Source organism: Pseudonocardia cypriaca (assembly GCF_006717045.1).
GTDB lineage: Bacteria > Actinomycetota > Actinomycetes > Mycobacteriales > Pseudonocardiaceae > Pseudonocardia > Pseudonocardia cypriaca.
The window spans coordinates 206,000-226,177 of sequence record NZ_VFPH01000002.1; the positions used below are offsets into that span (position 1 = coordinate 206,000).

At 73.2% G+C, this 20,178-nt stretch carries 18 protein-coding genes and 3 pseudogenes; 14 read left to right on the forward strand and 7 right to left on the reverse strand.

What is annotated here, in order from left to right; all coding sequences use genetic code 11:
- Positions 1-47: 47 nt before the first annotated feature.
- Positions 48-707, reverse strand: coding sequence for a TetR/AcrR family transcriptional regulator (locus FB388_RS18810; RefSeq protein ID WP_142103516.1), 660 nt, complete (start codon positions 705-707; stop codon positions 48-50).
- Positions 708-828: 121 nt separating this feature from the next.
- Here FB388_RS18810 and FB388_RS18815 point away from each other — a divergent pair, with 121 nt between their 5' ends.
- Both FB388_RS18815 and FB388_RS18820 read left to right on the forward strand, forming a co-directional pair.
- The gene (locus FB388_RS18815) at positions 829-1,743 is read left to right on the forward strand and encodes a shikimate dehydrogenase (RefSeq protein ID WP_246122173.1); all 915 of its coding nucleotides are present in this window, start codon (positions 829-831) and stop codon (positions 1,741-1,743) included.
- Entirely contained in the window at positions 1,733-3,574 is a 1,842-nt protein-coding gene (locus FB388_RS18820; protein WP_142103518.1) for a bifunctional sugar phosphate isomerase/epimerase/4-hydroxyphenylpyruvate dioxygenase family protein, read from the forward strand. The genes FB388_RS18815 and FB388_RS18820 overlap by 11 nt, the downstream gene beginning before the upstream one ends.
- Before the next feature lie 25 nt (positions 3,575-3,599).
- Here the strand turns inward: FB388_RS18820 and FB388_RS18825 are convergent, their stop codons facing one another.
- On the reverse strand, positions 3,600-4,469 hold the full coding sequence (locus FB388_RS18825) for a LysR family transcriptional regulator (protein ID WP_142103519.1): 870 nt from the start codon (positions 4,467-4,469) through the stop codon (positions 3,600-3,602).
- Positions 4,470-4,600: 131 nt separating this feature from the next.
- Between FB388_RS18825 and FB388_RS18830 the strand changes: the two genes are divergently transcribed.
- Positions 4,601-5,317, forward strand: coding sequence for an SDR family oxidoreductase (locus tag FB388_RS18830; protein ID WP_142103520.1), 717 nt, complete (start codon positions 4,601-4,603; stop codon positions 5,315-5,317).
- A 23-nt stretch (positions 5,318-5,340) separates the two neighbouring features.
- On the opposite strand, the gene FB388_RS18835 is transcribed toward FB388_RS18830, so the two are convergent.
- Positions 5,341-5,658: a VOC family protein gene (locus FB388_RS18835; protein WP_342787946.1), complete on the reverse strand. Its 318-nt coding sequence runs from the start codon at positions 5,656-5,658 to the stop codon at positions 5,341-5,343.
- Positions 5,659-6,462: 804 nt separating this feature from the next.
- Here FB388_RS18835 and FB388_RS39470 point away from each other — a divergent pair.
- The 10 genes and pseudogenes from FB388_RS39470 to FB388_RS18885 all read left to right on the forward strand — a co-directional run bounded on the left by FB388_RS39470 (position 6,463) and on the right by FB388_RS18885 (position 13,918).
- The gene (locus FB388_RS39470) at positions 6,463-6,783 is read left to right on the forward strand and encodes a GntR family transcriptional regulator (RefSeq protein WP_170225724.1); all 321 of its coding nucleotides are present in this window, start codon (positions 6,463-6,465) and stop codon (positions 6,781-6,783) included.
- Positions 6,780-7,223, forward strand: a complete 444-nt coding sequence (locus FB388_RS18845) for a GntR family transcriptional regulator (protein ID WP_170225725.1) — start codon at positions 6,780-6,782, stop codon at positions 7,221-7,223. The genes FB388_RS39470 and FB388_RS18845 overlap by 4 nt, the downstream gene beginning before the upstream one ends.
- Before the next feature lie 158 nt (positions 7,224-7,381).
- Positions 7,382-7,741: pseudogene (locus FB388_RS41215) on the forward strand (ABC transporter substrate-binding protein); the annotation flags it as partial.
- A 34-nt stretch (positions 7,742-7,775) separates the two neighbouring features.
- Positions 7,776-8,537, forward strand: a pseudogene (locus FB388_RS40485) (extracellular solute-binding protein); the annotation flags it as partial.
- A 2-nt stretch (positions 8,538-8,539) separates the two neighbouring features.
- Complete coding sequence (locus tag FB388_RS40490) at positions 8,540-9,457, forward strand: carbohydrate ABC transporter permease (protein ID WP_246122175.1); 918 nt, start codon at positions 8,540-8,542, stop codon at positions 9,455-9,457.
- Complete coding sequence (locus tag FB388_RS18865; RefSeq protein WP_142103524.1) at positions 9,454-10,296, forward strand: carbohydrate ABC transporter permease; 843 nt, start codon at positions 9,454-9,456, stop codon at positions 10,294-10,296. Before FB388_RS40490 ends, FB388_RS18865 begins: the two co-directional genes overlap by 4 nt.
- Positions 10,293-11,228: a BadF/BadG/BcrA/BcrD ATPase family protein gene (locus FB388_RS18870; protein ID WP_142103525.1), complete on the forward strand. Its 936-nt coding sequence runs from the start codon at positions 10,293-10,295 to the stop codon at positions 11,226-11,228. The genes FB388_RS18865 and FB388_RS18870 overlap by 4 nt, the downstream gene beginning before the upstream one ends.
- Before the next feature lie 83 nt (positions 11,229-11,311).
- Positions 11,312-11,886, forward strand: a pseudogene (locus FB388_RS18875) (N-acetylmannosamine-6-phosphate 2-epimerase).
- Positions 11,883-13,136, forward strand: a complete 1,254-nt coding sequence (locus FB388_RS18880) for a hypothetical protein (protein ID WP_142103526.1) — start codon at positions 11,883-11,885, stop codon at positions 13,134-13,136. Before FB388_RS18875 ends, FB388_RS18880 begins: the two are co-directional and overlap by 4 nt.
- A 23-nt stretch (positions 13,137-13,159) precedes the next feature.
- Positions 13,160-13,918 carry a sugar isomerase domain-containing protein gene (locus FB388_RS18885; protein WP_142103527.1) on the forward strand — a complete coding sequence of 253 codons (759 nt, stop codon included), beginning with the start codon at positions 13,160-13,162 and terminating at the stop codon, positions 13,916-13,918.
- A 36-nt stretch (positions 13,919-13,954) separates the two neighbouring features.
- Here FB388_RS18885 and FB388_RS18890 read toward each other — a convergent pair whose 3' ends face one another.
- The 4 genes from FB388_RS18890 to FB388_RS18905 all read right to left on the reverse strand — a co-directional run bounded on the left by FB388_RS18890 (position 13,955) and on the right by FB388_RS18905 (position 19,704).
- On the reverse strand, positions 13,955-16,705 hold the full coding sequence (locus tag FB388_RS18890) for a LuxR C-terminal-related transcriptional regulator (protein WP_170225726.1): 2,751 nt from the start codon (positions 16,703-16,705) through the stop codon (positions 13,955-13,957).
- A 7-nt stretch (positions 16,706-16,712) separates the two neighbouring features.
- Complete coding sequence (locus tag FB388_RS18895) at positions 16,713-17,699, reverse strand: sigma-70 family RNA polymerase sigma factor (protein WP_142103529.1); 987 nt, start codon at positions 17,697-17,699, stop codon at positions 16,713-16,715.
- Between the two features lie 120 nt (positions 17,700-17,819).
- Entirely contained in the window at positions 17,820-18,845 is a 1,026-nt protein-coding gene (locus FB388_RS18900; protein ID WP_246122176.1) for a zinc-binding dehydrogenase, read from the reverse strand.
- A 61-nt stretch (positions 18,846-18,906) separates the two neighbouring features.
- On the reverse strand, positions 18,907-19,704 hold the full coding sequence (locus FB388_RS18905) for a glycoside hydrolase family 16 protein (RefSeq protein ID WP_142103530.1): 798 nt from the start codon (positions 19,702-19,704) through the stop codon (positions 18,907-18,909).
- Positions 19,705-19,790: 86 nt separating this feature from the next.
- On the opposite strand from FB388_RS18905, the gene FB388_RS18910 reads away from it, so the two are divergent.
- Complete coding sequence (locus FB388_RS18910) at positions 19,791-20,177, forward strand: DUF6394 family protein (protein ID WP_142103531.1); 387 nt, start codon at positions 19,791-19,793, stop codon at positions 20,175-20,177.
- The last annotated feature ends 1 nt before the right edge of the window (position 20,178 follow it).

Sequence of the window (20,178 nt, forward strand, 5' to 3'; positions counted from 1 at the left end):
GTACCAGATGGTGAGTTAGCTCCCCGGCCCTGTCAAGCCGAGCGCCCTCAGGCGCGGCCGACGTGAGCGGTCAGGTACTCGAGGACGAGATCACCGATCATGCGCCGGTGGTGGTCGGCCGACCGGGGATCGAGCATGTCGCGGCCGAAGATGGCCTGGAAGGTGTGCCGGTTCGCGATGCGGAAGACGCAGAACGAGCTGATGATCATGTGAACGTCGAGCGCGTCGACGTCGTCGCGGAAGAGCCCGGCCGTGCGACCGCGCTCGAGGATGCGGCCCAGTACGTCGACCGCGGGTGCCGCGAGGCTGGACAGCACCGGCGATGTCCGCAGGTGCTCGGCGTGGTGGATGTTCTCGATGCTCACCAGGCGGATGAACGCCGGGTGCGACGCGTGGTGGTCGAGGGTCAGCTCGGCGAGCGCACGCATCGCGCGGGCCGGGTCGAGGTGCTCGACGTCGAGCCGCTGCTCCAGGGAGCGGATCTGCGCGTACGCGCGCTCCAGCACCGCCACGTAGAGACCCTGCTTGCTGCCGAAGTAGTAGTAGATCATCCGCTTCGTCGTGCGGGTCTTCGCGGCGATCTCGTCGACCCGGGCCCCGGCCAGGCCGCGCGTGGCGAACTCCTCGGTGGCGACGTCGAGGATCTCGGCACGGGTGCGGTCGGCATCGCGCTGCCGCTGCCGCGTGCTCTCCGTCCCCGTTGCCACGTCGCCTCCTCCGATGCGTGATCCGACACTAGGTCAGCGGCCTCGGCCTCGCCCGCACGCCTTCCGGCGGCCCCCGATTCGGGGTACAACTAACTATCCAGTCCGTTCTCTCGGGAGTCACGTGAGCATCGACGCCAGCACCGCCGACCTCCTCGTGGGGCTCATCGGGTCCGGCATCGGCCCGTCCCTGTCGCCGGCACTGCACATGCGGGAGGCCCGGGAGCTCGACCTGCGCTACCGCTACGTGCGGCTCGACCTCGATGTCCTGAAGGTGCCGCCCGAGGCGATCGGCGACCTGGTGGAGCAGGCGCGGGCCGCGGGGTACCGCGGGCTCAACGTCACGCACCCGTGCAAGCAGCTCGTCATCCCGCACCTGGACGCGCTCGATCCCGCCGCGGAGGCGATCGGTGCGGTCAACACGGTCGTCTTCGACGACAGCGATCGTCGTGGCGGCGCCATCGGGTACAACACGGACTGGACGGGTTTCCGCGACGGTCTCCTGGACGGGCTGCCGGACGCACGGCTCGGCCGTGTCGTGCTGATCGGCGCAGGCGGCGCCGGTGCGGCCGCGGGCCACGCACTGCTGTCGATCGACGCCGGCACGGTCGACGTCCTCGACGTGGACGCCGCGCGCGCCGTTCGCCTCGCCGCCGCGCTGACCGACCGCTTCGGACCGGGCCGAGCCACCGGCGGGGGCACGAACGACCTCGTCGCCCGGCTGGAGGCGGCCGACGGGCTGGTGCACGCGACCCCCATGGGAATGTCCGAGCATCCGGGCCTGCCGGTCCCGCCGACGCTCCTGCGCCCCGAGCTGTGGGTCGCCGAGATCGTCTACCGCCCGCTCGACACCGAACTGCTCCGTGCGGCTCGCGCAGCGGGCTGCGCCACGCTGGACGGGGGCCGCATGGCGGTGCACCAGGCCGCCGAGTCGTTCCGGCTGTTCACCGGGCTGCACGCCGACGTAGACCGGATGCGCCAGCACCTCACCGAGCTGGTGCGCAGCGAGCCGGGAGGGGGAGCTGGTCGTGTCGCATGAACGCTCGATCGCGACGGTCTGCCTGTCGGGCACGCTCGAGGACAAGGTCGCCGCCGCGGCGGCGGCCGGGTTCGACGGGATCGAGGTCTTCGAGCCCGACCTCGTCGCATCGCCGTGGACGCCCGCCGAGCTCGCGGCCCGGTGCGCCGACCTCGGCCTGACGATCGACCTCTACCAGCCCTTCCGCGACCTCGACTCGACCGATCCCGACCGCTTCGCGCGGAACCTGCGCCGCCTCGATCGGAAGCTCGACGTCATGGCGCAGCTGGGGACGTCGACGCTGCTCGTGTGCTCCTCGGTCGCGGCCGACGCCGTCGACGACCGGGGACGGCTCGCGGAGCAGCTCGCCGCGGCCGCCGACCGGGCCGCCGCCCACGGGCTGCGGATCGCGTACGAGGCGCTCGCGTGGGGCCGGCACGTCGGCACCTGGGAACGCTCGTGGGACGCCGTCCGCCGCGCCGACCACCCGGCGCTCGGGCTGTGCCTGGACAGCTTCCACGTCCTGTCCCGCGCCGGCGACCCCGCCGGGTTCGCCGACATCGCACCCGGCAAGATCTTCTTCCTCCAGCTGGCCGATGCCCCCCACCTGCAGATGGACGTCCTGCAGTGGAGCCGCCACCACCGCCTCTTCCCCGGCCAGGGCGCCTTCGACCTGCCCGGCTTCCTCGCGCGCGTCCTCGACGCCGGGTACACCGGGCCGCTGTCGCTCGAGGTCTTCAACGACGTCTTCCGGCAGGCCGACCCGGCACGCACCGCCGTCGACGCCATGCGCTCCCTGCTGTGGCTCGAGGACCAGGTGGCGGGCGAGCGACCCGACCTCGGCCTGCCCGCCCGTCCGGCAGCCCCGCGGCTCAGCGGGTACTCGTTCGTCGAGCTGGCCGTCGACGGGGTCTCCGGACCCCGGGTCGGCGACGTGCTGGCCCGCCTCGGGTTCACCCACGCCGGGCAGCACCGCAGCAAGCCCGTCCAGCTGTGGGTGCAGGGGGACGCCGCGCTGCTGCTCAACGCCTCGGTCGTACGGCCCGCCGAGACCGGGGTGGCCGAGGTCGCCGCACTGGGGTTGGAGAGCGAGGACCCGACGGGCTCGGCGCTGCGGGCCACGTCGCTGCTCGCCCCCGTGCTCCCCCGCACCCGCGGCGTGGCCGAGGCCGACCTCTCCGCCGTCGCGGCCCCCGACGGCACCCAGCTGTTCTTCACCCGCACCGTCCCCGACGGCTGGCCCGCCGACTTCCTCCCCACCGGCGCGACCGGCGACGGCGGCGCCGGGATCACGCGGACCGACCACGTCGGCCTCACCCAGCCGTTCGACTCCTTCGACGAGGCCACCCTCTTCTACCGGGAGGTACTCGGGCTCGGCCCCGAGGAGGTCACCGAGATCCCGGCACCCTTCGGCCTGGTCCGCGACCGCGCCGTGACGAACCCCGAGCGCTCCGTGCGCCTCAGCCTGACGGCCGCCCTGCTGCGGCGGGGCGAGTGGTCCCCGGGTGTCCCGGCACCCCAGCACGTCGCGTTCGGCACCGAGGACATCGTCACCACGGCTCGTGCGCTGCGCGCGGCGGGCGCACCGCTGCTGGAGGTCCCCGCCAACTACCACGACGACCTCGACGCCCGCTTCGACCTCGACCCGGTCCGGCTCTCCACGATGCGCGAGCTCGGCGTCTTCTACGACGAGACCGCCGACGGGGCGTACCTCCACCTCTACACGGAGGTGCTCGGCGGACGCGTGTTCTTCGAGGTCGTCCAGCGGATCAGCGGCTACGACGGGTACGGAGCGGCCAACGCGCCGGTCCGGATGGCCGCCCACCGCCGAGCTCGCCTCGCGACGCCTTGAGCGAGCCGATGTGGGTGCGGCCGCGTCACCGGCCTGCCGACCGTTCCAGCGCGATCGCCACGAACTCCTGGACGAGCCGGCTGCGGCGGGAGGCGTCCCAGGCCAAGCACACGTGGTTGGGTCCGAGGTCGCGCACGGCAGCGTGAACGACGTCGGGGCGGGTGTAGAACGTGGCCGTCGACAATGGCAGCACCACCACCCCGCGCCCGGCGGCGACGTGCTCCAGCTTCTCCTCGACCGTGCGCACCTGCGGCTGCGGCACCCGCGTCCCGGTACGCAGCTCGGTGGCGATGTCACGCCACTCCGGGACGGCGTCGGGGTCCTGCAGGAGGTGCTCGTCGGCCAGGTCCGCGACCGCGACCGACTCCTTGCCCGCCAGCCGGTGGTCGGCCGGCAGTACGACGACCCGTGGTTCGGTCAGCAGCGGCCGCATACCCAGCCCGCGGGTCTCGACCGGTAGCCGCACGTAGCTGACGTCGGCCCGGCCGTCGTGGATCACGTCGGTCTGGTCGTCCCAGCTGGTCCGCAGCACCTTCACGTCGAGCTGCGGGTGCCGAGCGAGCAGGGTGCGCACCGCGGAGGTGACGACCAGGCCCGGCATGAACCCGATCGTGAACGTGCGCTTGCCGGCGGCTGCCTCGGCGACCCGGCGGCGCAGCGCCTCGGCCCCGGCGAGCAGGGGGCGGGCGTCGGCGAGCAACTGCTCCCCGGCTTCGGTGAGCGAGGTGGAGCGGCGGTTGCGGTCGAACAACGACACCTTGAGCTCGCCCTCCAGAGCCCGGATCTGGCGGGAGAGCACCGGCTGCGCGATGTGCAGCGCGTCCGCGGCACGGCCGAAGTGCAGGTGTTCGGCCACCGCGACGAAATAGCGCAGCTTGCGCAGGTCGACGTCCATCACAGCCCCACCTGCGCTCTCCCACCAGCGGTAAGACCTCAAGGGTATGACAGCGGGGCCAGAAGGTCTTGGACGGCCGACCCGAGCCGGGCCCACCGTGGACGTGTCCCCAAGACGAAGGAGCTTCCACGATGGACCTCGAAGGTTCACGCGTCGTCCTGCTCGGCGGCACGTCCGGCATCGGGTTCGCGACGGCGGAGGCCGCCGCGGAACGCGGCGCCGAGGTGACCGTCGTGTCCGGCAACCCGGCGAGTGTCGAACGCGCGCTCGCAGCACTGCCGACCGGCACGCGTGGGCATGCCGTCGACCTCAACGACCCGGCACAGGTCCAGTCCCTATTCGCCGGGCTCGATCTCGACCACCTCGTGTACACGGCGGGCGAACCGCTCGCGCTCATGCCGGTGGCCGAGCTCGACCTCGACAGGGCGCGGGCGTTCTTCGGCCTGCGTTACTTCGGCGTGCTCGCAGCGGTCCACGCCGCCGCCCCGCACATCCGCGCGGGCGGTTCGATCACCCTGACGACCGGCACCGCATCGGTCCGCCCCGGGCCGGGCTGGTCGGTGGCGGCGAGCATCTGCGGGGCCGTGGAGGCACTGACGCGGACGCTGGCCGTCGAGCTCGCGCCGATCAGGGTCAACGCCGTGCAGCCCGGCGTCATCCGGTCGCCGCTCTGGTCGGGCATGTCCGAGGCCGGCCGGGAGCAGATGTACCGCGAGGTCGGCGCGTCCCTCCCGGCAGGACGCGTCGGCGAGGTCGAGGACATCGCCGCGGGCTACCTGTCGCTGATGACCCAGCCGTACGCCACCGGCACGATCCTCACCCTGGACGGCGGGACGCTCGTCGCCTGACCCGCGCAGCGAACCCCGACCCGCTAGCGGGTCGCCTGCCCGAGCGCCAAGAGGTTCCCCTCGCTGTCCCGGAAGAAGGCCCCCCGCTCGCCGCTGCCCTTGCTGGGGTAGTTGTCGGGAACGGCGACGATGTCGTCCTCGACTTCGAAGCCTGCGATGTCGAACGGCTCGAACCGCACCCCGCGCGCCCGTAGCTCGGCCACGGCCGCATCGATGTCCTCCACCTCGAAGCCGATCTGCGTCGACTCCCCCGAGGCGACCCCGGACGACTGGAACAGGTGGAACTCCGTCGCCCCGCACACGTAGCGCAGCCCGCCCTCGCGCTCCTCGACGGCCTCCAGACCAAGGCGATCGCGTTAGAACCGCCGCGCCCGGTCCAGGTCCTGCACGGGGAGCTTGGTGACGGCGCGTGCGGAGTCGAGCGGCCCAGCCATACGGGTTGCCTCCCTCTTGGTGATGATGCCGAACAGTCACGCGTGGAGACCGTGCCCGGCACGGAAACTCATCGGTCCTCGAGTGCCGGGGGATCTGACGCGTGTCCGCGGGCGAACCGCTGATCACGGCGCTCGGGTGCGTTCCGCGGAACGCATTTCGGTGCCGTCGTGGTCTAACCAACACGGCGCACCATGATCCGAACTGGCGGTTGCCCATGGCTGCGGCCACGACCACGGACGCCCGATACACCGGATCATGCCCACCAAGATCGCGAGTATCGGTTGCCCATGGCTGTGGGTACAGCCATAGCGAACCGCTACTCCGGATCATGACCAGCCGGTCGAATCTGTCGCCTCGCCACCACCACTTCCGGTGATCATCCGGGGATATGCGCCGACCGGGTGATCCGCCGCGCGCATCGTGTCCGCCGGCGCACCCCGTCGACGGGTCGCGGGGCCACGCACCAGCCGCGCCGGCCGGCACGAGGTGCGTCGCCGCGCCTGCTCATGCCGGCGCGGAGTTGGGCCGCAGATCGGCGACATGATCACGATCTTCGCGGTAGTACTAGACCACGCACTCCGCGTCCAGCCCTCCTACCTGCGACTCCGCCGCTGGACGGCTCGCTCTGGTCCAGCCCGGTCGGCTCCTGGTCTATTGCCGGACGAGGCGGTCTCGCTAGCGTCCGCGGGCAAGCCGCGAGGAGGTGGCAGATGGCGTTCCCCGGAAGGTCCAACGACCGCGCGGCCGAGGCCAGGGCCCGCCTCCTCGACCTGATCCAGACGCTGGAGACCGGTGAGCGGATCCCGGCCGAGCGTGAGCTCGCGCTGCGATGGGGCGTCGCCCGGATGACGCTGCGGAAGGCGATCGACCGGCTCGTCCTCGACGGTTTGCTCGAGCGCCGCAACCGGCTCGGCACCTACACGAGCAGGCCGCGGGTTCCGCGGCACCTGTCCATCTCGTCGTTCACGGAGGAGATGACCCGCCGCGGCATCCGCCCCCCAGCAGCCGGACCCTCGGCCTGCGTCGCATGAAGGCGACCACCGCCGTCGCGAGACGGCTGCGGCTTCCGGTCGGCGACCCCGTGATCCGGTTCGTGCGCCTGCGCCTCGCCGACGGTGAGCCGATGGCGGTGGAGACGAACCACGTGCCCGCCGCGATCGTGCCCGGCCTCGTCGAGGCCGACCTGGCCGGCTCGTGGTACGCCCTGCTCAGCGAGCGCTACGGGATCGAGATCAGCTCCGGTGTCGCCAACCTCGAACCGGCGATGCCGGACGAGCGGACCGCCGAGCTGCTCGCGATCACGACGGCGCAACCGTGCTTCCGGGTCCGCACCATCGTCTGGGACCGCGGCGGCCGCGTCGTCGAGTCGGGCGAGTCGGTGTACCGCGGCGACGACTTCACCCTCACCGTCGAGCTCCTGCCGGCCGCCGGTGCGGCCGCCCAGGCGCGCCCCCGGCGACGAGCCACCTGACCGTCAGGAGGAACCCCATGGTCCGACACCACCGGTTGGCCGCCGCTGCCGCCGCCGCACTGCTCGGCACGGCCCTCGCAGCGTGCGGTTCGTCCGGCGACGACAACGCCGCGGGCGGACCCGTCACCGTGACGTTCTGGACGCACACCCACCCGCCGATGGTCGAGCTCAACGAGACGATCATCGCGGAGTACGAGGCCGCGCACCCGAACGTGCGGATCGAGTACCAGACCGTGCCGAACACCGAGTTCGGCACGAAGATGCTCACCGCGCTGAGCACCGGCAGCGGCCCGGACGTCATCAACATGGACGACGGCGCGCTGCGCGGCGAGTACATCGCGAAGCGGCTGGTCACGCCCGTCGACCCGGCGGCGCTCGGCAAGGCGTCCGCCGCCGAGGTCGAGGCCGGGTACGTACCGGGCACCCTCGACGGCGCCAAGGGCCCCGACGGGCAGCTGTACGGGCTGCCGAGCGAGTTCAACGGCACGGTGTTCGCGATCAACAAGGAGCACTTCGCCGACGCGGGGCTCGACCCGGCGAACCCCGCCGCGAACGTGGCAGCAGGTGATCGACGCCGGCAGGGCGCTCAACGCAGCGGGCCACGAGCAGGCGTTCAACTTCCTCTACCTGCACTCCGGCTGGTACGCCCAGTGGTTCCAGACCCTGGCCAACCAGACCGGGGGAACGCCGCTCTCCCCCGACGGCCGCACCGCGCAGCTCGACTCCCCGGGCAACATCGCTGCCCTGCAGCAGTGGGTCGACCTGGCGAGGTCCTCCGGGATCTCCGATCCCCGCACGTCGTCCCGGGACGCCACCTCACCGTTCCAGGACCTCGCTTCGGGCACCCAGTCGATGGCGGTCACCTACCCGTGGGCGCTCGAGCAGATCCGCGAGTCGAACCCGGACACGTACCCGCAGCTGGAGGTCGTGCCGCTCCCCCGCGTCGACGCCGCGCAACCCGCGGTCAACCGCCTTTACGGGTACTTCTGGGCCGTCAACAGCGCGAGCGAGCAGCAGACCGAGGCCTGGCGCTTCATCGCCCACCTCGCGGCCCAGCACGAGCGCTGGCTCGGGGACGTCAACTTCGTCCAGCCGGTGGTGGGCTGGGACCAGAGCCCGGCCGCGAAGGCGATCCCGTTCATCGACGTCATCGCCGACGCCTACGCGAGCGGGCGCTACGACCAGGTGGGCCCGCACTGGAGCGAGGTGCAGGACGCGATCCGGACCGCCGTCGACAAGGCCGTCTTCGACGGGGTGCCACCCGCCGACGCGCTCCGCGAGGCGAACGCGTCCGCGCAGCGCAGCATCGGCTGACCGTGGCGGCACCGACACTGCCGGTCGCGGACCGCACCGTGCACCACCCGCCGTCGACCCGCCGCAGACGCCGTGGGGTGGAGCCGCGGCGCGACCTCGTCGGTGCGCTCCTGTCGCTCCCGGCACTCGCGTTGTTCGCGCTGTTCGCGATCTACCCGGGCCTGCGGGTGTTCTACCTGAGCCTCTACGACTACAGCCTGACCGCGCCCCCGGAGTTCGTCGGCCTCGACAACTTCACCTACCTGGCGTCCGACCCGCGGTTCCTCGCGGCCCTGCGCAACACGGTCTTCTACACGGTGGCCACCTACCTCCCCGCGCTCGTGCTGGCCCTCCTGCTCGCCATGGGGTTGCGCAGGCGGTTGGCGGGGTTCGGGCTGGTCCGGCTGCTCTACTACCTCCCCGTCGCCACCAGCTGGGTGGCGATCGCCGTGGTGTGGCGGCTCGTGCTGCACCCCGACGGCCTGCTGAACCAGGCACTCGGCATCGACGTCGACTGGCTCACCAGCTCTGCCGCGGCCCGCTGGGCGTTGGTGGTGATGGGGGTGTGGAAGGAGACCGGCTTCTTCCTCATCCTCTTCCTCGCCGGACTGTCCCGGCTGCCCGGCGACGTCTTCGAGGCGGCGCTGGTGGACGGCGCGAACGCGTGGCAGCGGTTCCGGCACATCACGTTCCCGCTGCTCAAGCCGATCACGGCGGTCTGCTGCGTGATAGCGGTGATCAGGGGCTTCCAGGCGTTCAGCCCCCAGGTCGTGCTCACGGGAGGGGCCTTCGACACGGAGGTCGTCAACCTCTTCGTCTACAAGACCGCGTTCGAGAGCGCCCGGATGGGGCGGGCGAGCGCGGTGGCGGTGCTGATGTTCGCGGTGCTCCTCGTGGTCACGCTCGTCCAGCTGCGGGTGTTCCGGAGGGAGGACGCATGACGACGAGCCAGACCCGGCGGCGGCTTCCGAGCGCGCTGCTGTGGCTCGTGCTGACCGCGGGCGGGGTCGCCTTCGCCGCCGTGCTCACCTACGCCGTCGTGTCGGCCCTCAAGGAGCCGGGGGACGTGCTGACCGTGCCGCTCTCGTGGTGGCCGGACCGTCCGATGTGGGGCAACCTCGTGCTGCCGTTCACCGAGACACCCTTCGCGCGCTACTTCCTCAACAGCGTGGTCGTCGGCGTCGCGGTCACGCTGCTCAACGTCGTGACGTGCACGCTCGCCGGGTACAGCTTCTCGAAGTTCTCCTACCCCGGCCGGGACACGGCGTTCGTGGTGGTGCTCGCGACGCTCATGGTGCCGCTGGAAGTGATCTACGTGCCGCTGTACGCGCTGGTCTACGACCTCGGCTGGGTGAACAGCTTCGCGGGGCTCATCGTCCCGGCCGGCACCAGCGCGTTCGGGATCTTCCTCATGCGCCAGAGCATCGACGCGGTACCGGACGAGCTGATCGAGGCGGCGCGCCTGGACGGGGCCGGGGTGGTGCGCACGCTGCTGCAGATCGTGGCACCGCTGCTGCGCGGGCCGGTGGCCGCGCTCGCGCTCTTCATCTTCCTCATGAACTGGGACAGCCACCTCTGGCCGCTGCTCGTGGGCAGCGACGACGAGCACCGCACCCTGCCGGTCGGTCTCGCGGCCATGCAGGCGAACAACCTCGGCGCGAGCGGCCTGCCGATGATGATGGCCGCGGCGGTGCTCGCCCTCCTCCCGACCGTGTTGCTGTTCGTGTCGCTGCAGCGCCGGTTCGTCGAGGGGCTGACGATGAGCGCGGGCATCCGGTGAGCGTCCACGTTGGCGTCGACGGCGGACAGTCGGAGCTGCGCCTGACGATCGCGGGCTCCGGACGCGTGCACACCGGCCCGGGCTTCGTGTACGGCTGCGACGTCGTGCCGGGCACCGTTGCCGCGGTGCGGACCGCGTGGGCGCAGGTGCACGGGGCACCGCAGGTGGCGAGGGCGGTGCTGGGCCTGACGGGGCTGCCGGTCACCGCCGAGGGCCGGGAGCGCCTCGCGGTGGCGGTCGCCGAGCTGGTGGGAGCCGAGGAGGTGCTCCTGTGCGCCGACTACGTGACCGCGCACGCCGGCGCACTCGGCGCCGGGCGCGGGGTGGTGCTGGCGGTGGGAACCGGCGTCGGCTGCCTCGCCGTCGACCCGGACACCGGGACGTGCCACAAGGTCGACGCGTGGGGGCACCTGTTCGGCGACGACGGCAGCGCGTTCGCCATCGGCCGGGCCGGGATCGCCGCGGCCCTGCGCGCCGTGGACGGGCGCGGGCGGGCGACCGTGCTCGTCGAGCTCGCCGAACGCACCTTCGGGCCCGTCGGCGAGCTCGCGCAGCGGCTCTACACGGCACCGAGCGTGGTCGACGAGACCGCCCGGTTCGCGGTGCAGGTGGCGAGCGTGGCGGGCAGCGACGAGGTCGCAGCTGCCCTCCTGCGCACGGCGGCCGCGGAGCTGGCCACGACCGCCGCGGCCGCCGTCGCCGCCATCCCCGACGCCGGGTCGGTGCCGGTGGCGTGCACCGGGCGGCTCGTCGACTCCACTCCAGCGCTGCGCGAGGGCTTCCGCGCCGAGCTCTCGGCCCGCTGCCCGCAGGCGCGGCACATCGCCCCCGCCGGCACCGCGCTCGACGGTGCCTGCCTGCTCGCGGGCCGGCCGGACCCCGGCGCCTACCGCCCGCTCGTGCACGTCCACCGGCGCCGAGGTGATCGATGATCCCGTTCCCGAGGGGCTCGCTCGTGGTGTCCTGCCAGGCGGGCCCGCGGAGTCCGCTGCACGGGCCCGACGCCATGGCCCGGATGGCGCGCGCCGTGGCGTGCGCCGGTGCGGCGGGGATCCGGGCCAACGGGCCGGCCGACGTCGCCGCCATCCGCGCCGCGGTCGACCTGCCGATCATCGGCATCCACAAGCTCGGCGACCCGAGCGGGGTCTTCATCACCCCGACCGCAGCCGCCGCGGCCGAGGTGATCGAGGCGGGTGCCGATCTCGTCGCCGTCGACGGCACGCTGCGCCCGCGCCCGGGAGGCGGCACCCTCGCCGCGCAGATCAGCGCGATCCACGACGAGTTCGGGGTACCGGTGATGGCCGACGTCGACACGCACGCGGCCGGGGTCGCCGCACGGGACGCCGGGGCGGACATCGTGGCGACCACCCTCTCCGGCTACACCGGCGGCCCCGTGCCGGCCGGCCCGACCTGGAGCTGGTGGCCTCACTGGCGGCTGAACTCGACTGCCCGGTGATCGCGGAGGGACGCATCACGACACCGGAGCTGATGCGTGCGGCGTACGACGCCGGCGCGCACGCCGTCGTGGTCGGCGGCGCGATCACGGACCCCGGACAGATCACGCGGCGGTTCCTCGAGGCGGTCCCGTGACCGGCGCGCTCGCGGTCGGGTACGGCGTCGCCGAGCTACCCGTGCCTGCCGGCACCGAGCTCGGCGGCTACGCCGACCGGCCGGGTCCCTCCACCGGGGTTCTCGACGAACTCCAGATCGCGGCGCTCTCCATCCGCTCCCACGGCGGCCGGTTCGTCTGGGTCGTGGCCGACCTGCCGTGCGTCAACACCGACCTCGCCGCCGCGGTGCGGGCCGCGGTCCGGACGCAGGTGCCCGACGTGCCGGCCGAGGCCGTCTGGGTCTCCGCCACGCACACCCATGCCGGCCCGGAGACCGGATGCACCCCGGGGGGCGGCGACACCCCCACCGCGTGGCTGAACGCCGTACCGTCCGCCGCCGCGCGCGCCGCAGCCGCTGCCGTCGCGACCGAAGTGCCCGGAACACTGCAGCTGCGCAGGCTCCGCCTCGCCGGGGTCGGCGGGCAGCGCTCCGGTGCCCGGCCCCGGCGGACCGTGCCGGTGGAGTTGATCTCGGTGCACCGCGGCGCCCAGCGGCCCGCGGGCGTGCTCGTCGTGCTCCCCGTCCACCCCACCGTGCTCGCCGCCGAGAACCGGCTCGTGAGCGCCGACCTCGCCGGTGCGACGCGGCGGGCCATCGGCGCGCACCCCGCGTTCGCGGGAGCGTTCGCGACGGTCGTCACCGGTGCCGCGGGCGATGTCAGCACGCGCACGCACCGCAGGTCCCAGACCCCCGCCGAGTGCGACCGGCTCGGCTCGGTCGCTGCGGACGCGGCCGCCGCGGCGATGCTCCGGCCGCCCGAGCTGGTCGTGGCGGCCGGACGGCTGCGCACGGCGAGCACCACCGTGCGGCTCGACCCCCGACCGCCCGCCGCGCCACCACTCGGCGAGCTGGCCGCGGCGCTCGCCGCGGCCGAACGCCGCGGCGACCCGGTGGGAACGCGCACCGCGTACACGGCGCTGCAGGCCGCCCGCCTCGCCGACGGGGCCGCACGGCGGGAAGAGCGGCCTCGCGCCGTCGAGTGCGCGGTGGGAGCCATGGCGCTCGGCCCGCTGCGCCTGCTCGCGATGGGGGCCGAGCCGTACCTGGCGCTCGCGGGCGCCGCCGCGCCCGCCGTGCTCGTCGGCTACACGAACGGCTACCTCGGCTACCTGCCGACCCACGACGCCTACCGCCGACCGACCTACGAGGTTCTGCGCACCCCCGTGGCGCGGGGCGGCGCGGAACGCGCCCTCGCCGCCGGGCTCGCCCTCCTCGCCCTGGCGCGCTGACTCAGCCCCGATGAGAGGAACCCGTGACCGACTCGACACTCGACCAGGCCCTCGAGGTGCTCCAGAACGCCATGGACCGGGTCGTGCGTACCCAGTACGACGGGATCACCAGCGCCGCGCGGCTCGCCGCCGACGCGCTCGCGGCGGGTGGTGTTCTCCAGGCGTTCGGCACCGGCCACTCCCGCGCGTTCGCCATGGAGCTCACCGGGCGCGCAGGCGGACTCATCCCGACCAACCAGCTGTCGGTCAAGGACCTCGTGATGTTCGGCGACGCCGACCCCGCCGAGGTCCTGGACCCGATGTGCGAGCGCGACCCCGGGCTCGCGCCCCGCATCCTCGCCCACCACCGCGTCCGGCCGGAGGACCTGTTCCTCATCGCCTCCAACTCCGGCATCAACGGCACCGTCGTCGAGATGGCCCGGGTCGCGCGGGCGAACGGCAACAAGATCGTGGCGGTCACCTCGTTGTCCCACTCCGCCGCCATGGCGTCCCGGCACCCGTCCGGCGAACGCCTGCACGACCTGGCCGACGTCGTCATCGACAACTGCGGTGTGCCCGGCGACGCGGCGTACCCGCTCCCCGGCGGGGGCGCGATCGTCGCCACCTCGACGATGACCACCGTCCTCGTCGCGCAGCTGATCACGGCCGAGACCTGCGCGGAGCTCATGGCGAGAGGCATCGATCCGCCCGTCTACCGGTCCAACAACATCGAAGGGGGCGACGCGCACAACGCGGCCCTGCTCGCGTCCTACCGGGACCGCGTCCGGGCGATGGAGCCCTGACCCGAGCAGCCGCCGAGCCGGTGCGAGCAACCGCTGTCAGGCGACACCGGGTCGTGGAACCGCGCATCCGAGTCGGCGGAGCTCCGCGCGGCCCTCGTCCGCCCGATCCGGCAACAGCACGAGGGCGCAGGCGCGTTCCGCGCGGGCGCCGATCCGTTCGAAGCCCGCGGCCGCCGCCGCGATGGCGGCCGGATCACCGTCGAGCCGCCCGCGAGCCCGAGCCAGACAGGCAGCGGCCCAGTCGTTCTCCGGGCCGTGGTGCGCGGCCGCCGCGAGCCGGTCCGATGCGTCCGGCAGCGCCGCAGCGACGGCCAGCTCGGCACCGGTGACCCGGGCGTAGCTCTCGTGCCAGCGACGCCGGAAGCCCGCGAACGCCCGATCCACCAGCCGAGCCGCGTCCGCGAACCGGCCGGCGTGGATCGCGACCCGGGCGTCGACGAACGCGGAGAACGCGGCCAGGTACCGGGACGCGGCCGGGTCGTCCACCCGAGCCAGCTCGCACGCGCGCGTCCGCCAGACCTCGAACTGCTCCAGGTCGCCCAGCATGCCGTGGGCCAGCGCGGCTGCGGCCGCGTGCGGCGAGAGCCACTCCTGCACCGGGCTGCCGTTCCGCCGCCAGTCGTCCCACATCGTGGTGGCCCGCTCGATGGCCTCGGGGAACCGCCCCGACAGGGCCAATGCCTGGACGCTCTGCAGCCCGAGGTACGGGTGCTCGCCGAGCGGGTCGGTGACACCGGGCCGCTGTCCGACGGCGAGCGCGGCCGGCAGGTCCCCCGCGCACAGGGCGTAGACGGCGGCGACGTAGTGGGCGTCGACCATCTCGACCGCGACCGACGGTTCGTGATCGGGCAGGGACTCGACGATGCGTAGGCGGTCGGTGGCGATCCGATGCGCCTCGCGCATCCGCCCCGTCCGGGTGGCCGCGATCCCGAGCGCGTCCAGCGCAGCCGCGACGAGATGGGGTTCACCGACCCGCTGCGCCGCGTCGACGGCCATCCGGGCCAGGTCCGGGTCGACCTCGTCCGCACCGCGCTCCCAGGCCCGCGCGGCAGCGAGCATCGCCGCGGCACGGAGGTCGGACGGATCGGCGGCGGCCGCTGCCTGCTGGAGCAACACCGAGGCCCGCCCAGGTGGCACGGCTGAGGTGAGACCCACGCTGAAGCGGTGCGTCACGATCACCGCCTCGGCGAGCGCGACCGCGTGGAGGTCGTCGGCACCGGCCGCCTCGGCGAGGGCGGCGGCGTCGAGCAGCAGCTGGAAAGCCGCGACCTGGTCCGAGACCGCGATCGCAGTGGCAGCGGCCCGGCGCAGCTCGGCGACCGCCGCCCTCGGGTCGCCCGCCCGGTCGGCAGCAGCCCGGTAGTGCTCCCGCGCCTCGACGAACGCCCGTTTCGCGAACGTCAGGTGGGCGAGCGATCGCGCCAGCCGGTAGGCGGTGGGATCGGGAGCCGGGCCGGCCGACGCCGACGCCGCCCGGAGATCGTCGACGACAGCGTCGAACTCCGACCGCCACTCGCCGCCGATGCGGTCCTCCAGGTCGGCCGCGGTCTGCGCGGCCCACGCCAGCCGGCGCCTGCCGACGTCGTCCACCTCCCCGGCGCCTGCCAGCTCGTCGCGGGCGAAGGCGCGCAGGATCTCCAGCATGCGCCATCGGCTCGTCGCCGCCTGCCGGTGGTGGACGACCATGCTCTTGTCGGCCAGCCGGCCGACGAGGTCGGCGACCGTGCTGCGGCTCATGCCTGCGCTCACCGCCACCGCGGCGTCGAGGTCGAACCCGCCGACGAAGACCGAGAGGCGTCGGAACAGCGAGCGTTCGTCGGGGTCGAGGAGCTCGTAGCTCCAGCCGACCACCGCGCGCATCGACCGGTGTCGCGGGTCGTGGTGCCGGCCGCCCGCCAGGAGCCGGAGCCGGTCGTCGAGTGCGGAACGCAGCCCGTCGACGCCGAGTGAACCGGCGCGCGACGCGGCCAGCTCGATCGCCAGCGGCATGCCGTCCAGGTCGGCGCACAGCTGCGAGACCGCCGACGGATCGGCTTCGAACTCCGGGTCGACGGCACGCGCCCGGTGCGTGAACAGCCGCTCGGCGTCGGAGGCCAGGGGCAGCGGTGGGAGCCGGATGACCCGTTCCCCGGGAACGGCCAGGCGTTCGCGGCTGGTCGCGAGGACGAACAGGCCCGGAGAGCCGGCGAGCATCTCGGCGACGAGCGCGCCCACCTCGTCGACCAGCTGTTCGCAGTTGTCGAGCACGAGCAGGGCCCGCCCGGCCGAGAGACGGTCGAGCAGGGTCCGTACCAGCGGCGTCGGCGGCCGCTCGACGACCCCGAGCGCATCGGCGACGGCGTGGGCGACGAGCCCGCTCCCGACCGGCACCAGGTCGACGAAGGCTCCCCCTGCCGGGAAGCTCGCCGCCGTCCCGCCGGCAACCACGGCGGCCAGCCGGGTCTTGCCCATCCCGCCCGGGCCGACCACCGTCACCAGCCCGGGCTCGCCGAGCGCCGCCAGCACCGCGTCCCGCTCCCGCTCCCGGCCGACGAAGCTCGTCGGGCTGGCCGGGATGCCGAGGATCGGACGGGCCGAACGCGGCGACGCGGCGTCGGGGGCGTGGGCCACCAGCTCGCGCCGGTTGGCGGCACCGTACTTGCGCAGCAGCGACGAGACGTGGCTCTCGACGGTCCGTACCGAGATGTGCAGCCGGTGGGCGATCTGCACGTTCGACAGGTGCTCGCCGATCGCGGACAGCACCTCGGACTCCCGCTCCGAGACGTCCACCCGCGGTGCGCCGTGCACCCCCACATCATGTCCGATCGGGACCGCACCGGACGTCCGGGAAGCCGAACGTCGCGACGAGCGCCGGGTCGTGGAACTCGACCACGCGGGAGACTCCGGCGGCGGTCACGGCCAGCACCACGATGCCGTGTGCGCGGAGCACGCCGTCCGGGTGCCGGTTGTACACGGCGGCGGCGGGTTGGCCGTTGGCCGTGGTGGCGGTCATCCGCCAGTCGCCCGGCGCGCCCAGCACGTACGCGTCGAGCACGTGGATGCAGTGCACCCGGCCCGCGTACCACTCGCGGAACGGCGTCGCCTCCAGCGTGGCGTCCGCGCGCAGCACGCGTTCCAGCAGGACCGCGTCGGAGCGTTCGAACGCCGCGATGTAGCCGTCGAGCAGCGCACGCGCCCGTTCATCGGTCGGTTCGAGCAGTTCCTCGGGCGCCTGTTCGAGCTCGCCCAGCCGGGCGCGGGCGCGCTGCAGGCCGCTCTTCACCGCCGCCGTGGTGGTGCCGAGGATCTGTGCGGTCTCGGCGGCGGAGAACGCCAGCACCTCGCGCAGGATGAGGATCGCGCGCTGGCGGGCGGGCAGGTGCTGCAGGCTCGCGATGAGCGCCAGCCGCAGCGACTCGCGCGCGACCACCGTCGCGGCCGGATCGTCGGCAGCCGGGCCGACCCACCGGTCCGGGAACGGCTCCAGCCACGAGACGTCGCCCGGCGCAACGTGACTCGGCGGGCGATCGGATCCGTCATGAGGACCTGACAGGCCCGATGGCAGCACCCGGATCCGGCGCGGCTCCAACGCCGACAGGCAGACGTTGGTGGCGATCTTGTAGAGCCAGGACCGGACCGACGCACGGCCGTCGAAGCCCGCGTAGGAGCGCCACGCCCGGAGGTACGTCTCCTGCACCAGGTCCTCGGCGTCGTGCGCCGAGCCGACCATGCGGTAGCAGTGCGCCAGCAGCTCGCGGCGGAACCGCTCGGTCTCGGCGGCGAACCGGTCCGTGCCTGCCATGCGCTGCTCCTCGTCCGGACCGGTCCCGCCAGTCGGGCCCGCCTACCCCGTTACGACCGGGACGCCGTTGCGAAGGAATCGAACCGCAGGTCAGCGCGCACGCACCCGGTGGGCCGGTCGTCAGGGCAACAGCGCCAGCTTGCCGACGGACGCCCTGGACCCGAGCTCCGCGAGGGCCTTCGGGCCGTCGGCCAGCTCGTAGGTGGTGGGGCGAGCTGGCGCGAGGACACCGGCGGCGACGAGTGCGGACAGCTCACCCATGACCTCGCCGAAGATCCGGGGGGCGGCCTGGATCAGCACGCCGATGTTGAGGCCGATGAGGTGGACCTGGTGCTCGTACACCAGCTGCCAGTTCGTGACCGGGGCTTCGCCGCCCGCCACGCCGTAGACGACGACCCGGCCGGTGACCCGCTTGGCGGCGGCCAGGCCGGCGGCGAAGGTGGCCCCGCCCGCCGATTCCAGCACCAGATCGGCACCGGCACCACCGGTCAGCCGCAGCACCTCGGCGGCGAGGTTTCCGTCGAGGGAGTCCAGGACGTGGTCGGCGCCGAGTGCCAGCACCGTCTCGTGCTTGCGCGGCGAGGCGGCGGCGATGACCGTCGCGCCGTAGTGCTTGGCCATGGTCACCGCAGCCTGGCCGGTCGCGCCCGCCGCGGCGTGGACCAGCACGGTCTCCCCCGCGGCGAGGCGGCCCAACGGTTTCAGCGCGGCAAGCGCGGTGGGCCGGTTCACGACGAGGCCCAGCGCCTGCTCGGCCGTCCAGCCGGGCGGCACCGGCATCGCCGCGCCCGCCGGCAGGACCATGTACTCGGCGAAGGCCCCGTACCCGACACCGACGACCTGGCTTCCCGGCCCGGGAACGGTCACCGAGCCGCCCACCGCCACGACCTCACCGGCGGCCTCGAAACCCGCCAGGTAGGGCGGCTGCGGGCCGCCCAGGAACGTGCCGTACGCCCTGGAGATGTCGGCGAAGTTGACACCGGCGGCGGCAACCCGGATCAGGACCTCGCCCCGGCCGGGGCGGGGTACCGGCGCGTCGGTGATCGAACGCATGTCCTTCGGACCCTCCAGTGACGTCTGCTGCAGGGCGCGCATGGTGGCGGGGATGTTCACGGCGATCAGCTCTTCCTCGGCCGGCCTCAACACGGTCGGCCATGTAGACCCCCGCCACCGCCGGAAGGAATCGACAGCCGTCCGCCCGCCACGGTCAGCGCGGCCGATAGCCGCGCACCGCGCCGACCTCGCCGATCTTCGGGTAGTCGGCAGGCTCGCGATCCGGGCCGGTCGGGAACTCGAACAGGTCGATCATCAGCTGGAGCGGGTACGCCAGACCCTGCGGCACGACCCGGACCACCTCGTCGTCGACGAAGAAGCGCGTCTCGTCGGCGGTCCAGGCCGCGGCGTAGGTGTGCCAGCGGGTCGCGTCGATGTCCAGCGCGAGGTCGGCCATGTCCGTCGTCAGACGGGGATCGTGGTGTGCCTTGACGCCCGAGCGCACCGTCGAGCCCCCGGGGCCGACGGCGTGGCCGTACAGCTCGGCGATGCAGATCTCGCCGGACTGGTCCGGAGAGGTCTCCTCGACGGCGACGAGCCAGACGGCGAGCATGCACGTCGGCTCGGGGGTGGCGCGGAGCCGGGCCTCGACCAGGCCGCCGCTCGGCGTGTAGAGGCGGCGAGTGGGCGTCGCGGTCCGCACGCGCAGGTCGGGACGGTGGCGGTGCGTTCCCCGCGACGAACCGACCGGCCCGGAGAAGCACGCCGTCTGGATGTTGGAGACCCGCAGCTCTCCGTCTTCGGGCCGCCAGGCCGGCTGGTCGGCGTCGATCCGCAGCCGCAGCGTTCCCGGTCGCAGGTCGTACCGCGCCCCCGACCGCTCAGGGGTCGTCCAGTGCGGGAGGTAGTGGTCCACCCACTTGCCGGCATCGAGCTCGGCACCGGTGAAGTCCTCGTCGAAGACGAGTTCGTATCCGGAGCGATCCAGCCGTCCGATTCCGTCGCTGCCCATCGCGGAGATCCTTCCAGGGATCGCACGCTGCGCTCGGCGCGGCTAGCGTGAGCGCACCTTGCTCGGCCAGGACGGGGGGTGGGCCGGTGAACCTCGAGAAGGTCGTGTTCGGCTTCTTCGTGCTGCTCGCGGCCACGCTCAACTTCGGTTTCTTCATCGGCGACATCGCCGACCCGGCGCTGCACAACATCTACGAGCTGTTCGCGGCCGTCGTCGTGAGTCTCATCGCGACCGTGCTGAAGTTCGGCGACCGCACCCAGATCGGCGCCGTCCACCTCGCGACGAGCCTGGTGGCCGACCTGCAGCTGATCACCGCGGCGATCGCGTGGACCTATGCAGCGCACATATCCGCCGACGGCCTCACGCCCGCCGCGATGGCCAGCGTGGTCTCCCTCTCGGGTGGCGCACTTTTCGCCAACGTCGTGTCCGTGGTGCTGCTCGTCGTCGAGACCGTCTCGTTCCACCGCCGTTAGG

Bases quoted from the DNA above. Each gene is read 5' to 3' on its own strand.
- FB388_RS18825 (WP_142103519.1), bottom strand. From the start codon at position 4,469: ATGGACGTCGACCTGCGCAAGCTGCGCTATTTCGTCGCGGTGGCCGAA.
- FB388_RS18830 (WP_142103520.1), top strand. From the start codon at position 4,601: ATGGACCTCGAAGGTTCACGCGTCGTCCTGCTCGGCGGCACGTCCGGC.
- FB388_RS39470 (WP_170225724.1), top strand. From the start codon at position 6,463: ATGGCGTTCCCCGGAAGGTCCAACGACCGCGCGGCCGAGGCCAGGGCC.
- FB388_RS18845 (WP_170225725.1), top strand. From the start codon at position 6,780: ATGAAGGCGACCACCGCCGTCGCGAGACGGCTGCGGCTTCCGGTCGGC.
- FB388_RS18865 (WP_142103524.1), top strand. From the start codon at position 9,454: ATGACGACGAGCCAGACCCGGCGGCGGCTTCCGAGCGCGCTGCTGTGG.
- FB388_RS18895 (WP_142103529.1), bottom strand. From the start codon at position 17,699: ATGGCAGGCACGGACCGGTTCGCCGCCGAGACCGAGCGGTTCCGCCGC.
- FB388_RS18905 (WP_142103530.1), bottom strand. From the start codon at position 19,704: ATGGGCAGCGACGGAATCGGACGGCTGGATCGCTCCGGATACGAACTC.